Origin of the sequence: Sphingobacterium allocomposti, assembly GCF_008124885.1 — a bacterium.
In the GTDB taxonomy this organism is placed as follows: Bacteria; Bacteroidota; Bacteroidia; order Sphingobacteriales; family Sphingobacteriaceae; genus Sphingobacterium; species Sphingobacterium allocomposti.
Genome location: NZ_VNHX01000012.1, coordinates 112449 through 126283, shown reverse-complemented (window position 1 = coordinate 126283; position 13835 = coordinate 112449). Strand labels below are relative to the sequence as shown.

Annotated in this window: 14 protein-coding genes and 2 pseudogenes; 5 read left to right on the top strand and 11 right to left on the bottom strand. The window is 48.0% G+C overall.

All coding sequences use genetic code 11. The features are described from left to right. Positions 1-220: 220 nt before the first annotated feature. Complete coding sequence (locus BC792_RS10470; RefSeq protein ID WP_148908948.1) at positions 221-925, bottom strand: LOG family protein; 705 nt, start codon at positions 923-925, stop codon at positions 221-223. A 694-nt stretch (positions 926-1619) separates the two neighbouring features. Between BC792_RS10470 and recR the strand changes: the two genes are divergently transcribed. Further along, positions 1620-2234 carry a recombination mediator RecR gene (gene recR, locus BC792_RS10465; RefSeq protein ID WP_148908958.1) on the top strand — a complete coding sequence of 205 codons (615 nt, stop codon included), beginning with the start codon at positions 1620-1622 and terminating at the stop codon, positions 2232-2234. A 9-nt stretch (positions 2235-2243) separates the two neighbouring features. Here the strand turns inward: recR and BC792_RS10460 are convergent, their stop codons facing one another. The 4 genes from BC792_RS10460 to BC792_RS10445 form a co-directional block, all read right to left on the bottom strand. Then, positions 2244-3449 carry an MDR family MFS transporter gene (locus tag BC792_RS10460; RefSeq protein WP_148908947.1) on the bottom strand — a complete coding sequence of 402 codons (1206 nt, stop codon included), beginning with the start codon at positions 3447-3449 and terminating at the stop codon, positions 2244-2246. Positions 3450-3469: 20 nt separating this feature from the next. Further along, positions 3470-4429 (bottom strand): bifunctional metallophosphatase/5'-nucleotidase, encoded by a 960-nt coding sequence (locus BC792_RS10455; RefSeq protein ID WP_148908946.1) that lies wholly within the window; start codon positions 4427-4429, stop codon positions 3470-3472. Further along, positions 4404-5153 (bottom strand): 5'-nucleotidase C-terminal domain-containing protein, encoded by a 750-nt coding sequence (locus tag BC792_RS10450; RefSeq protein WP_246154985.1) that lies wholly within the window; start codon positions 5151-5153, stop codon positions 4404-4406. The genes BC792_RS10455 and BC792_RS10450 overlap by 26 nt, the downstream gene beginning before the upstream one ends. 319 nt (positions 5154-5472) lie before the next feature. Further along, complete coding sequence (locus BC792_RS10445; RefSeq protein WP_148908945.1) at positions 5473-6714, bottom strand: PQQ-dependent sugar dehydrogenase; 1242 nt, start codon at positions 6712-6714, stop codon at positions 5473-5475. A 397-nt stretch (positions 6715-7111) separates the two neighbouring features. Here BC792_RS10445 and BC792_RS10440 point away from each other — a divergent pair, with 397 nt between their 5' ends. From BC792_RS10440 to BC792_RS10425, 4 genes are all read left to right on the top strand, one after another. Further along, the gene (locus BC792_RS10440; protein WP_148908944.1) at positions 7112-7870 is read left to right on the top strand and encodes a sulfite exporter TauE/SafE family protein; all 759 of its coding nucleotides are present in this window, start codon (positions 7112-7114) and stop codon (positions 7868-7870) included. A gap of 236 nt (positions 7871-8106) precedes the next feature. Beyond that, positions 8107-8349: a molybdopterin converting factor subunit 1 gene (moaD, locus tag BC792_RS10435; RefSeq protein ID WP_148908943.1), complete on the top strand. Its 243-nt coding sequence runs from the start codon at positions 8107-8109 to the stop codon at positions 8347-8349. Between the two features lie 2 nt (positions 8350-8351). Next, positions 8352-8768, top strand: coding sequence for a molybdenum cofactor biosynthesis protein MoaE (locus BC792_RS10430; protein ID WP_148908942.1), 417 nt, complete (start codon positions 8352-8354; stop codon positions 8766-8768). A 293-nt stretch (positions 8769-9061) separates the two neighbouring features. Further along, a complete protein-coding gene (locus BC792_RS10425) occupies positions 9062-9412 on the top strand; it encodes a DUF7009 family protein (RefSeq protein ID WP_148908941.1) in 351 nt (116 codons plus the stop codon). On the opposite strand, the gene BC792_RS10420 is transcribed toward BC792_RS10425, so the two are convergent. The 6 genes and pseudogenes from BC792_RS10420 to moaA form a co-directional block, all read right to left on the bottom strand. Beyond that, positions 9409-10467 (bottom strand): HesA/MoeB/ThiF family protein, encoded by a 1059-nt coding sequence (locus BC792_RS10420; RefSeq protein ID WP_148908940.1) that lies wholly within the window; start codon positions 10465-10467, stop codon positions 9409-9411. The genes BC792_RS10425 and BC792_RS10420 overlap by 4 nt on opposite strands. A gap of 6 nt (positions 10468-10473) precedes the next feature. Continuing rightward, a complete protein-coding gene (locus tag BC792_RS10415; RefSeq protein ID WP_148908939.1) occupies positions 10474-11076 on the bottom strand; it encodes an NTP transferase domain-containing protein in 603 nt (200 codons plus the stop codon). After that, positions 11057-11533 carry a cyclic pyranopterin monophosphate synthase MoaC gene (moaC, locus tag BC792_RS10410; protein WP_148908938.1) on the bottom strand — a complete coding sequence of 159 codons (477 nt, stop codon included), beginning with the start codon at positions 11531-11533 and terminating at the stop codon, positions 11057-11059. Before moaC ends, BC792_RS10415 begins: the two co-directional genes overlap by 20 nt. A 25-nt stretch (positions 11534-11558) precedes the next feature. Then, positions 11559-11840 (bottom strand): annotated as a pseudogene (locus tag BC792_RS18795) (hypothetical protein); the annotation flags it as partial. After that, positions 11817-12749, bottom strand: a pseudogene (locus tag BC792_RS10405) (molybdopterin molybdotransferase MoeA); the annotation flags it as partial. The pseudogenes BC792_RS10405 and BC792_RS18795, both read right to left, overlap by 24 nt. After that, positions 12749-13735 carry a GTP 3',8-cyclase MoaA gene (gene moaA, locus BC792_RS10400; RefSeq protein WP_148908936.1) on the bottom strand — a complete coding sequence of 329 codons (987 nt, stop codon included), beginning with the start codon at positions 13733-13735 and terminating at the stop codon, positions 12749-12751. The gene moaA and the pseudogene BC792_RS10405, both read right to left, overlap by 1 nt. Between the last annotated feature and the right edge of the window lie 100 nt (positions 13736-13835).

The window sequence follows — 13835 nt, the reverse complement described above, 5'->3', positions numbered from 1 at the left end:
TTGCAAAAATATCTTCCGGAAAAAGACTCGGACTATTGGATGGTAATGCTTTGAATAGTATGTTTGCCATATTGTTTGGGTACACCTAAAAATAACCATTTTTTAGGACAAACAATAAAAATCCCCGACACTTTCACGTATCGGGGATTCCTTTTTAAAAAAAGGCTTTTTAGACAACCTCTTTTTTAGTCGCCTAAGAAAACAAAAGGTTTTAAAACCGTTAAAAATTCGGTTTCAACAAATACTTGTCATAGAACCGGAAAATATGTTCAACGGCTTCTTCCGCGGTGTCCACGATACGGTATAGCTTTAGATCCTCTTCCGCAATGTATGCGTGGCCTAACATCGTATTTTCAATCCAGTCGAATAGGCCTTTCCAGTAATCCTTGCCTACCAGCACAATGGGGAACCGTGCGATTTTTCCGGTCTGGATAAGCGTGATAGCTTCAAACAGTTCGTCCATGGTTCCAAATCCTCCAGGCATAACAATGTAGCCTTGGGAGTATTTCATAAACATGACCTTTCGAACAAAAAAATAGTTGAACTCCAGTAGTTTATCCCGATCGATATATTTATTGTGAAACTGTTCAAATGGCAGCTCAATGTTGAGTCCTACGGATTTTCCTCCGGCCTCGTGCGCACCCTTATTGGCGGCCTCCATGATACCTGGCCCACCTCCTGAAATGACACCATAGCCCTTTTCGGCTAACAGCCGCGCTATCTCGACGGTCATCGTGTAATAATTGTGGTCCGACTTGGTACGTGCTGAACCGAATATAGAAACACACGGACCGATCTTCGCCAATTTTTCAAATCCATCGACGAACTCCGACATGATCTTAAAAATTTGCCAAGAGTCTTTTACCTTTATTTCTTGCCAGGTTTTATTGGCAAACGAACTTCTAATTTTATCCTCTTTTACCATACAGCTTATTTATGTTAACATGTACAATATAACTATTTTTGGATAAAGTAAGATGTGAAGATGTAAAGTCGTGAAGTGGCCCCATTCTTTTAGAAAATGCCGGAGTATGCGCTAAAATGCAGGCCCCACTCCAGCGAAGGATACCCCCACGTGAAAAAAGTTAGTAATAACGTTAAGACAACAGGGCGCATATTTGTTTCATGGTTTTTTTATTTTATCTGGACTGATGGTTAACCTGCCGCGCTCGATAGCATATGCCTGTCCGGCTGACCGGCATTCAAAGTACCGCGAAGGTACGGCGACCGGTATATTTCCTGTACCTTCTTAGTACCTCTCTAGTACCTTCTTAGTACCTCTCCAGTACCTTTTTAGTACCTTTTCTGTACACTCCCTGTACACTCTGTGTACCTTTTCGCCGTGAAATAAATACCATTTTTGGACATTTTGGTCATTTTTGGACATATCACGACAAAAGACGACATTTTGGTCATTTTCGGACATTTTGGACAGGAGTTACTTTTTGCTGTTGCATCTTTGGATGGTTATAACAAACAATATAATGGCAAAACAAGAGCGTTTAGTAAAGATGAGAGGAGCGATCGGGGATCTTTCCTTTATCACACCTCGAAAGAGACTTCTTACTTTTTTCTTTCTTACTTCCCACTTTTTATTTCTTACTTCTTACTTTTGTACTATGCATTTCTCATCGCGATTATTGGAACAGGCCGTAGAAGAATTTGGACGGCTTCCGGGGGTAGGTAAAAAAACGGCTTTGCGACTGGTGTTGCATTTGCTTAAGCAATCGGATGGCGAGGTTTCCCGATTTACAGGCGCGATCAACCAGCTTAAAGAGCAGATTAAATATTGTAAAACATGCTTTAACATCGCGGATGTGGAGGTGTGTGAAATCTGTTCATCCGCGAAACGAGACCATGAAACGATTTGTGTTGTGGAGGATACACGGGACGTCATGGCTATTGAAAACACCAATCAATATCAAGGTGTATACCACGTGCTTGGCGGACTGATATCGCCGATGGATGGGATAGGGCCGGCGGACCTGAAGATTGAAGCGCTTATTGAGCGGCTGAGGGCAGGGACAATAAAAGAGGTTATTTTGGCGCTCAGTGCAACCATGGAAGGCGATACCACAATCTTTTATCTTTATCGCAAGTTAAAAGACTTTGATGTGCAGATTAGTACAATTGCCCGTGGTATAGCGTTCGGCGGCGAACTCGAATATGTTGACGAAGTCACTTTAGGGCGGTCCATTGCCACACGCGTTCCCTATGAAAGAAACGTCGGGTAACAGCGAAAACTACATTTTTTTTAGAATCCACGAAAAACCGACGCTGGTAAACAGCATAACAAATGCCGTGCTGAACCAAAGCGACTGGTATCCAAAATGTTCGGCAATATACGTTCCCAGAAAGGGCGAGAAGATATTGGCTGCGGCAAACGAGAGGGAGTTAAATCCCATGTATGCGCCCTGTGTATTTAACGTCGCCCGTGAGGCGCTGATGGTCGCGGTAAACGGCAGGGTAAGCATTTCACCCACAGAGAGGATGAACATCGCCAGGTAAAGCCATGCTGTACCAAACGGAGCATTAAGCATGAGATACGAAACGCCGGCAATCCCTGTACCGAAAATCATAACCTGTCTGGGGGTAAATCGGTGTTCCACGGCATGAACCAGTAGCATCTCAAAGAGCACAATCACGAATCCGCTGAAGCCCAGTAGAAGACCTATTTGTCCTTCGCTCATGAGTTTCACTTCTTTATAAAAGAGTGGCAACGTGCTCAGCAATTGGAAAAAGGCCATTGAAAAAAGGCAGCAAAAAATGTTGAAAATAATGAATGGCGGGTCGAGATAGGCGTTTCTGTCCTTTTCCGTCCGTATTTTTTCCGTATGTACCTTGGGCTGTGCGGCTGACCGTGGCTTGCGTTTGCGGAAGAAAATTATAAAAACCACTGCTGCGGATAGGGCGGCTAACGCGTTTCCATAGAAAATCCAGTTGTAAGAAAAGGTTGCCAAAATTCCGCCCAATGCCGGCCCTATAGAAAAGCCGAGGTTGACAGCCATACGGTTTAAGGAATAGGCTTTTGTTAGGTTTTCAGGCTTGGCATAGCGGGCGACCGACACAGAGTTTGCCGGACGAAAGGTGTCTGCGATTAAAGTCAATAGGAAGATCATCCCTGCCAGGCTTTCAAATGTGCGGAAGTGGGGCAATATAAGGAAGATAGGAACCGTCAAAATCAGGCTGGTTGCTTGAACGCGGTAGTTTCCAAACTTGTCTGTCAGCCAGCCGCCTAGCCACGACCCACATACCGATCCTAATCCGAAGCATCCTAAAACCATCCCAACCTGCGCCTTGCTGAAGTTCAGTTCGGAGGACATATACATACTCAGAAATGGAATGACCATCGAGCCAGTCCTGTTAATGAGCATGACTAATGCCAGCAGCCAGGCTTCCGTAGATAGGCCGCGGTATGAATTGATATAGAGCTGAACGAGCTTCTTCAAGGCAACTGGACGATTTTCTGTTAAACGTTTACCAGTCCGTCAAACTGCTTGTCAACGGTGTACTGACTGGCGACAATATTCTTTTTTCCTGTTGCCTTATTGAAGACCACATCTAGACGTCCGAGACGTATGCCAGCGAAGCCCACCTGATTGATCCAAACCTCTTTACCGTCTAGATCTTTTATCCGTGTAGGCTCATCTAAAAAAGTATGTGTATGACCGCCGAGGATGATGTCAACATGACGGGTGCTAGCGGCAAGCTTCAGATCGGAGACTTTATCATCTTCGTACGCGTATCCCAAATGAGATAAGCAGATTACCAGATCGCATTTTTTTTCTTCTTTAAGAAACTTCGCGACGCGGTTTACCACAGGAATGGGGTCGAGGTATGTCATGCCCCGGTGGCTGTTTGGATCGACAAGTCCCTCTACGTCGATTCCAACGCCGGTTAGTCCGACACGCAAACCTCCCTTTTCGATGATTAGATATTCTTTTGTCTTTCCCTCCAGCAGTGTCCCTGTAAAATCGTAGTTGGCCGTGAGAAACGGGAAGTTAGCAATGTGCAGGTGTTTCGCCAGTCCCTGAATGCCGTTATCAAACTCGTGGTTTCCGAAAGTGCCTGCATCATAGCCAAGTTTGGACATGAGTTCCAGTTCGAGCTTGCCTTCAAACATGTTGAAGTATGGCGTGCCCTGAAACATGTCGCCGGCATCGAGCAGTAACACGTTTTTTTCTGTCTTGCGGATGCTGTTGATGAGTGTGCTTCGTCTGGCGACGCCACCGAGGCCTTGATGGCGCGAGCCATCCAGTGGAAAAGGTTCTATGCGGCTGTGAACGTCGTTCGTGTGTAAGATCGTCAGACGCACTTGTTTGTCGGTCGCAAGTACGTCCAGCGGAAGGGTGCCGAAAGCGGCCACCGCGCCTAAAGCGAACGACTGTTTAATAAATGTCCGTCTATTTAATGATTTCAACTCTTCCATCTAATTGAGCTTGAATGTGTTTTCCCTGTTTAGTTAAATCTGAAACGTACTCTATTAAGGCCTCGCGAACGCGCTGAGGATAGTCCTTACGCGCTAAGACGTTGTCAAAAACGGTAACATAGTCGCCGCCGTTCGCCAGATAGTCGTAAGTAACAAGCTTATATGTTGCGTCCGGATCGACGGGTCTGCCCTGAATAAGAAATTCGTCAATCTGGCCATCTTTGATGCGGAGCGTAATGCCGCTGGTTGGCTGCCCGCCTGTCTCGGCTATGAATGCTGCCCATCGGAGGACGTCTTTGCCGGTAAGCGTCAATATGGTGATTGCATTTTCGAAGGGCATCATTTCGAAGATACCGCCCACGGTAATATTCCCCGCTTTTAGGTCGGCCCGTATGCCGCCTTTCGTGGCGAAGCTCATCGTGACGTCGGGATCCAGCTGTTGTCCTTTCCAGAGTAAAGCGTCTGCAAAGAAGTTGCCTGCGAGGCTTTCCGCGCCGCGTGTTCTGCTAAGATGCTGATCCGAATAGCCCAGCACGCGATCCATTTCTTCTTCGAGCTGTTTTTTGTACGGTGTGTAATAATTGATAATGCTGCTGTCAGCAGGAATCGATCCATCAATCTGATAATACTGGTCTTTGCTTACCGTAGGGTACATCTGTGTCTTGCAGGAGGAGAGCACCAGTGTAGTGGCGAGCAGGGCGCCCCAGTAAAAAAAACTTCTCATATATATGAATTTTCAGGCAAAGGTAGTGACTTCTTATAAATATTGAACCAAAATTCCATAGATCTTTTTCACCTACCGGACAATGCTGGCAGGAAGATTAAAAGAACAGTGCAGGATATCTCGCTTTGAATAGGCTGATAGATCATTGTCTTCTGCGCATTTGTTTCATCTGTTTTTTCTGTAAAGGTAACAAGGCCTTGTTAGCGTAGTTTTAACGAATGGTAACTTTTATTTTAGCAGCGATATCCGACTGCCGACCAACCTTTAGAAATAGGAAAGCGCCCCTGAAGGGCGCTTTCTCGTCTGTACTTGGTTAAATTTATTTTTTTGCTATACGGTAAAGCCGTCCGCCATCGGTCACTGCAAAAATCTCGCCACTCTTACCTTGAATGACGTCGCGGAAGCGTTGCCCCTCTTTCGCAAGAAGACGTTCTTCGCCAACCACTTTGTTGTCTTTGATGACGAGACGCGCGATATGCGTACTGCTTAGCCCTCCGATGAAGAGGTTGTTCTTCCATTCGGGGATAGCGTCGCCGGAGTAAAAGGTCATGCCGCTTGGCGATAGGACAGGATCCCAATAGTAAACAGGCTGCTCCAATCCTTCTTTTTGCTGGATTGGCGGAGCTCCGATTTCTTTGCCGCTGTATTCCAGACCGTACGTTATAGTAGGCCATCCGTAATTCTTTCCAGCTTCGACACGGTTTAACTCATCTCCACCGCGAGGACCGAACTCTGATTCCCAGAGGTCGCCCGTTTCGGGGTGAAAAGCCAGACCTTGCACGTTCCGATGGCCGTAACTATAAATTTCAGGACGGGCATTGGCGTCGTTGGCGAAGGGATTTCCCGCAGCAGGCTGACCATCCTTGGTAATACGGACGATTTTTCCCAGTGCGGATTTGAGGTCCTGCGCCTGTGGACGGGTTTCGAGGTCAGAGCGCTCGCCTGTACTTATAAGCAGGTTGCCGTCTTTATCAAATAGGATCCGCCCCCCATAATGCAACTTTCCGTCGTACGTAGGCAGAGCCTGGTAGATTACCTGCGCATTTTCGATACTTTTTTCGTCGTCAGCTAGCCGCCCCTTAGCTACAGCCGTGTGATTGCCCCCCGCTACCGGTTCAGAGAACACCCAGTACACCATTCGGCTACTGCCGAAGTCCGGATCCAGTGTAAGGCCTAGGAGCCCACCTTGTCCCTGGGCATCGACTTTCGGTATGCCGCTAATAGCGTCGCTTACCGTTCCGTCTTCCGAAACGATACGCATGTCGCCCTCTTTTTGTGTAATGAGCAAACGGCCGTCCGGCAATTGGGCGATACCCCAAGGCGATTTCAGTTTGTCTGTAACAACGCTGAAATCGTAAGGCGTCGTGGTTTTTACCCCAGCAACCCGTGTCTGGCCCTCGAAAGCAGGCTTATAGTCTGTGTTGGGTTTATTCGTCTCGACCGGGGGATAAATGCTGTCTGTGGTTGCGCTGTCGCCGGATGTGTGCGATGCAGCGTTGTTATTGCAGGCGGCGACCAGTGCTGCACCTGAAAGTAAAATGGCTGGAAGTGTTTTTTTCATCTGTATAACTATTTAACATTAGTGTCCAATTTCAAAGGCATTCATGAGCTCGTTTCACTCGGTTATTCATTAGTGTCTAATTTCAACGTATCTATAAACCCGCTGCGCTTCCACAATGTCTAGGATATTAATTTCAGAAGACATGATTTTGTTTTAATTTTTCTAAAAGTACATATTAGAGATAAGTCAGTCAAGAAATGTATCCATAATTTGACGAATATCGATAATTACCCTGATGCGTAAGCATCGCTAGATAGAAAACCGGCTTTGAGGTGGCCTCGCGACACTATTAGATGTACACCTTTCCGTTAAATTACAAAAAAATCCACCTTTCTGTGAGCAAATGATCTATAATGCTTATATTGATTAGAAATTCAGGTTCTAATCAGGAATAAAAATGTACTGGGAGCTTTACCTCTTTTTTCTGGGAATTTCCTTCGTATACGCGGCCGTCGGCTTTGGCGGCGGATCAAGTTATCTGGCGTTGCTGGCGATATACGGTATGCCGTATCTGGAACTAAGGCTAACAGTGTTGGTCTGCAACGTGATCGTAGTGACAGGGAGTGTGTTCGTCCACCTACGTGTAGGGCAGTTAAATTGGCGGCGCACACTTCCGTTGGTGGCAGCTAGCGTACCAATGGCCTATCTAGGAGCGGTTGTCAAAATCAGTCAACATGCTTTTTTTTGCATTCTGGGAATTAGTTTGCTCGCTGCGGCCGTTCTGTTATGGATGGAAAAGAAGACAGAGCCCGACGATCACGACGTACCCGAAAAGAAACCGGCTGTAAAGAGTGCGATCTGGGGAAGTGGGATTGGATTCCTTTCGGGGATGGTAGGGATAGGAGGTGGCATCTTTCTTTCGCCGGTATTGAATCTGGCAAGATGGGACACCGCCAAGAAGATTGCTGCCACCGCCAGCCTGTTCATTTTGGTTAATTCGATCGTGGGAATAGCAGGACAATGGAAGCAGTCATTGGAAAATGTTGATGTGGTACGTATGTCATCCTTATGCATGATGACGCTGATCGGGGGACAGATGGGAGCAAATCTGGCAATCGGTTGGGAGCCTCTCGTAATTAAACGTGTTACGGCAATTCTGGTGCTTATTGCAGGCGTCAATGTGCTAGCTAAAAATGTTCCGTTCATATGGAGCTAATCTTGCGGTATGGAATCGGGGCGATTGTGTCTATACAATCGGAATTTGACACCGAGAGATAATGTGATGATGAAATCATCACGGTTTGTTTAGCCACAAGGGAACGAATAGATCGGCGGCTTCATCGTCACAAAAAAGATTGCACAGATGAGACCTGCATGAGTTCCGCTTAAAATTGGGCATGATTAACTTAGTTCATGCAAGCTGAATCACCGATATAAAGTAAATTTAATTAGATGAAAATAAACGTGTTGGCTTTTGGAATAGCCAAAGAGATTGTAGGGCGGCCTAAGGAAGTGCTGGACGTAAGCGACGGCATTACGGCAGGTGAACTGAAAGTCCTGTTAGAAGAAAAATATCCGGATCTACTAAAACTGAGATCATATTTTCTTGCGGTAAATGAAGAGTATGCAACCGAAGAGCAGTCTATAAAAGCTGATGATGAGATCGCTCTTATCCCACCTGTGAGCGGGGGTTAACTATGGTAGACGTTAAGATTCTGGATACGCCGCTGGATACCGACCTGTGTCTACGCCAGGCATACGACCAGCAATGTGGGGGCGTTGTAAGCTTCGTAGGGACCGTAAGAAACGAGACGCAGGGGAGAAAGGTACGCCGGTTGGAATTCGAATGTTACCTGCCCATGGCGCAAAAGGAGATGCGGAAGATTGCGGACGAAGCGATAGCCAAATGTGGAGCGGCGCATGTGGTGATGCATCACCGCATCGGTACAATTTACCCCGGAGAGGCGGCGGTTGTCATTGTGGTGTCTTCGCCGCATCGGACCGCCGCTTTCGAAGCTTGTCAGTACGCCATTGATCAACTTAAGATCACTGTGCCGATATGGAAAAAAGAGTTCTTCGAAGATGGGGAACATTGGGTGTCTGCACATCCCTGAGGGGACGGGCAGCAGCATTTGGTAACACGATGTATAAAGAAATGGATGCGCATATTACCGAAACTAAGCAGGGTGAATCCTTTGAAGCAATGAAAAATGAATAAGTCAGCCAACACAAACAAGCACATGCGTATCCTATATGACAATTAAAAGTCAACATGCGAAATGTTCAAGAATACTCGTTGTGGTAATACAGGTTAATAACAGAGTGAAATAAATTCATGAATGCTATTTAAATTAAGCACGGACGAATTTTGCAAGCTTCATGATCGACAAAGAACGAATTTAATCAGATGAAAATTAGAATAAAAGACAACACCGTAAGATTCCGTTTGACAAAGTCGGAGGTAGCCAAGCTGGCGGCTGATGGACGAGTTGGAAGTTCAACATCCTTTGTGGACGGGACCTTTCAGTACGGGGTAGAGGTCGTGGACAGTGATGCGCTGTCGGCTGGTTTCGTAAACGGAGCCATTGTCCTGCGCATGCCCATGGTTATGGCCAGCGCGTTGGCCAACACAGATCAGGTAGGATTTGAAGGGATGTCTGGGCAAGTGAAACTCCTCGTCGAAAAGGATTTTGTCTGTATCGACAATACGACGGAGGACCAAAGCGACAACTATCCGCATCCGAATTTAGGCTGCTAGCCACGGCCGTTTCGTGCCATGAGGCCGGCTATGCCGCCGGCCAGCGAATATACGGTCTTTTCGGGGTAGGCTCCTTTGATGATAGAAGCGGCCGTTGCGCTCCTGCCACCGGAGTGGCAGTAACAGACGACGGGGAGTGCTACAGTTTTTAATCCGTCGAGGTTTTCGTGCAGGGTGTCAATAGAAATACATCTTCCTCCGATATTAAAGGCGCTGTGCTCTTCCGCCGTTCGCACGTCAATCAATTCGAAGCAGTCTGTAGCATCTTTAACGGTTTCGAATGGGATGAGGGAGACAGACGGCAGGACGGCGGTGATAGGCCGGATGTTGGTTTTTTTTAACCGGATAATATTGGTTCTTCCATCTTCCGCATTGAATATCCATAATTTTCCCGCCAGCACCGACCCGCGTTGCGTGAAATACTTAATGGCCTCATTAGCCTGCATGGAACCCACGATTCCTACGAGCGGTGGCATGACACCACCTTCCCTGCAATTAGGAACCTGGGCCCGCTCGATAGCTGGAAAGACGTCGCGGTAGTTTGGCGAGTAGCTGCCGTCGTCGTGCAGGACGTTCCAGACGCTGACGTGGCCTTCCCGCTGATAGACAGCGCCGTACACCAGTGGCTTTCCTGATAGGACACAGGCATCGTTCAATAGACATTTCGTCTCGATGTTGTCGGTACCTTCGATCACGAGGTCATAGCCGGCAACCAGCTCCATGACATTGTCGGAGTTGACCCGTATCGGGTAGGCGATCAGCTGTGTCTCCGGGTTCTGCTCCTGCAGTCGCTCTACCGCGACTGCAGCTTTCAGCTTGCCAATATCCGCTGTCGTGTAGAGAATTTGCCGGTGTAGATTGCTCATCGTGATCCTGTCGTCGTCGACAATGCCGATCGTTCCAACGCCAGCGGCCACAAGATATTGCGAAACCGGACAGCCTAGGCCTCCGACACCAACTATCAGCACGCGGGCCTCAGATAAGCGCCGTTGGGCGTCGTCTCCAAAATCTGGAAGAGCGATCTGACAGCCGTAACGTTCATAATTTATGGGCATAACTTTCTAGGTTTTAAGGATGGAACTGGCCCGTTCTGCGTCGGCGGGCGTGTTAACGTTCAATAGCCAGTTTGGATCCGGCGCTGTTATGAGCTGCGTATCAGCATGTATAAGCATCTTTCTGGGACACATAACATTCTTTCCAAGGTATTCCAGCAGGAGACCATAACTTTTTGGTTCCCAAATCGCGATCAAAGGTTCAGGGAGTCCATCAACGGGATTGAGGTAGGCGGTCGCGATCTTTTCAGAATCCCTGCTGCCGACAAGAGTCTCTAACGTTCTATCGTCTACCAGCGGTAGGTCACAGGCTACGACGAGCCAGGCTGCATTTCGTCGGAACTCCAGAGCGGTCAGGATGCCTCCCGCGGGGCCGATGCCGGAAAATGTGTCCGGAAGCATAGGATATTGTGGATCCGTGTTGATAAGCTGGTCGGCACGGCAGGAGATGTAGACATGTTCGCATACCGTTCTAAGAAGGTCGGCTATATGGTATCGCTGTTGTTTTCCATGCCAGGAGATAAGATCCTTACGCGTTCCCATTCTGACGCTCTTTCCACCTGTTAGCACCAAGCCGTACAGTGGAAGGCCTTTATGTGTTGACGAAGTCATGTTTGCCTCCTGTTTTAGCCAACAATTTTGTCTCGCTGATAACGATGTCGTGTGTTAAGGATTTGCACATATCGTAGATGGTCAAAGCAGCCACGCTTGCACCGGTCAGTGCTTCCATTTCTACGCCGGTCTTGCCGGTAGTCGTTGCCGTGCAGGAGACTATAATATGGTTGCTGGAATTAAACCCGATTAGGACCTCGCAATTCTCGAGAAACAGGGGATGACAGAGCGGGATCAGCTCGCCGGTTTTTTTTGCCGCCAGGATGCCCGCTATGATGGCGGTTTGGAACACCGCACCCTTTTTACTCTGGAAACAGTTCCCGCGTAGTTTCTCAAATGCTTCCGCGGGGAGGCTTACCGTACTTTGTGCCGTTGCAGACCGCTTGGTAGTCGCTTTATTGCTTACGTCGACGAGGATAGGCTCAGACTTTTCATTTAGATGGGATAGTGTTTTCATACGTTTTCGTTTAATGGGTGATATATTTCCAAATCCGGTAAGCGTTTCCCCGCCGGAAGACTGAATGTTCAAGGGGAAGTTCCATGAAGGCATTAGTCTCGGCCAGATTGGCGAAGTCTCCCGAACCATTGCCGCGAACCGGCAGGGCTTCCAACAGCCCGTGGCGGCTGATCCTTACCGACACCTGCGGGAAGTACTGCAACGGAGGCGCAAAGCAGATGTCGTTCTGGAGTATTGCGTATTCTGCCGGTCTGTTTAGTCCGAGCGACTCCTCAAGCCAAGGGATGAAATAACGGTGCAGACACATAAAGACCGACACAGGATTGCCGGGAAATGCAAATACAATCGGGCCGTGCTGAAAAGCGCCGAACCAGAGTGGCTTCCCGGGCCGTTGTTTTACTTTGTGGAACTTTTTGATGACACCCAACGTTGACAGGACATCCGGAACATAATCGAATCTGCCCATCGAAACGCCTCCCGTCAGGAGCAGCACATCGTAGTCCTGAACGCAGCTGGTTAAGCAAGCCTCCATCTTTTTATAGTCGTCGGAAAGATGTATGGCGGAGGCATAAATGCCGTAACGGGATAGCGCGGCCTGTATGGCTATATCATTCGATCGACGTATCTGAAAAGGGGAGGGCGTGTCGTCTATGTGAACCAGTTCGCTTCCCGTGGTGATGACCGCAACACGGGGTAGCTTTTTGACAGGTATGTACGAAGAGCCCAACGAGGCGGCAATACTCATAAGGCTGGGGCCGACGATCCGTCCCGCCGGTACGACGACGTCATTCACCCGCTTATCTTGTCCCATTCGATGTATATGTTGGCCGATCAGTGGCGAGGAACCTGTCAACTGGGCGTTCGGGCGGTCTAATTCTACGTCTTCATAGCGGACAATGGCGACAGCGCTATGGTGTACGGCCGCTCCCGTCATGATTTCTATGCATTTGTCGGGGCCGGACAGCGGGATCGGCTCCATTCCGGCAGCTTGAACGCCTTTAATCGTAAACTGCTTGATGTTTCGTGCGACAGCCTCGGCACCTATGGCTATTCCATCGACGGTTGCCCTGTCAAAGGGTGGAAGGTCGCGGTCGGCCCGGAGGGTGCCGGCGAGCACACGGCCACTGGCTCTTCCGATGGGGAGCTGTTCTATGCCATAGCTGCGTGTTTCTGCGAGGATGATTTCCTCTGCCTCATGTACAGTTATGAATTCCATCAGCCTCCGATTGTAGCCATCGACTGGTATGTGGCAGCGCGTGAAGCAGAAAGATTTTCAGCTTTCCAGCCATCGGTCGCCTTATCCCAGACGGCTTGTCTAATCATCTGTTTAAGGTCATCGTCGTCGTATCCTTGTCGGATAGCAGTCTTCAGATCTACACCATCAGCGCGGTAGAGGCATGTTTTCAGCAAGCCGTAAGGAGTCAGTCGAAGGCGGTTGCAGTCTCCGCAGAAAGAACGGGTATAGGCCGCTATTATGCCGATATCACCTTGATGGCCGGGAATAGCATAGCTGCATGATGTCGAATGAGCTTGTCGGCTGTTTTTTTTCAATAAAGGGAAATGCTGTCTGATGTAGTCCGTAATATGCGATGCCGTCCATGTAGTTGTGGCACTGTGTATATCTCCGTTGAAGGGCATCTCTTCAATGAAACGTACGCTGATAGGATGGTTACGGGTCAGGTTTATCAACGGAACAATATCCGCTATGTTCGTGTTACCCATAACCACGGTGTTGATTTTTATGTCAAAGCCATGTTTAATTAAAGAATTTAGTGTGTTCAACACGCGTTCGAGCCCATGTCGGCGGGAGATGCTAAAGAACCGTGCGGGGTCAAGGGTGTCGAGACTGAGATTAATCGATCTGATGCCTATTGCCTTGAGATGAGGGATATATTGTTCAGTTAGCAACCCGTTGGTGGTTATTCCGACATCGCGAACGCCTGATAAGCGCGTGATTTCTTTCAAAAGAGGAAGCAGATCTTTGCGCAGAAATGGCTCGCCGCCCGTAATCCGGATTTTGTCGACTCCCATTTCTGTAAAAATCCGGCAAAGACGGAGTATTTCCATGGGTGTCATGAGTTCTGCTTTGGGCAACCATTCTAACCCGTCAGCCGGCATGCAGTAGGTACACCGGAGGTTACATCGGTCCACGACAGCGAGACGCAAATAACTGGCGGTTCGCCCAAATTTATCTGTAATCATGGTTTTGCTTAGTTTTTCATGACGAATGTAATGTTTTTTGTTGTTAGTTTATAAATTATTTATATTTTAATGTGATTTTTGTTTCATTTATCAAATATTG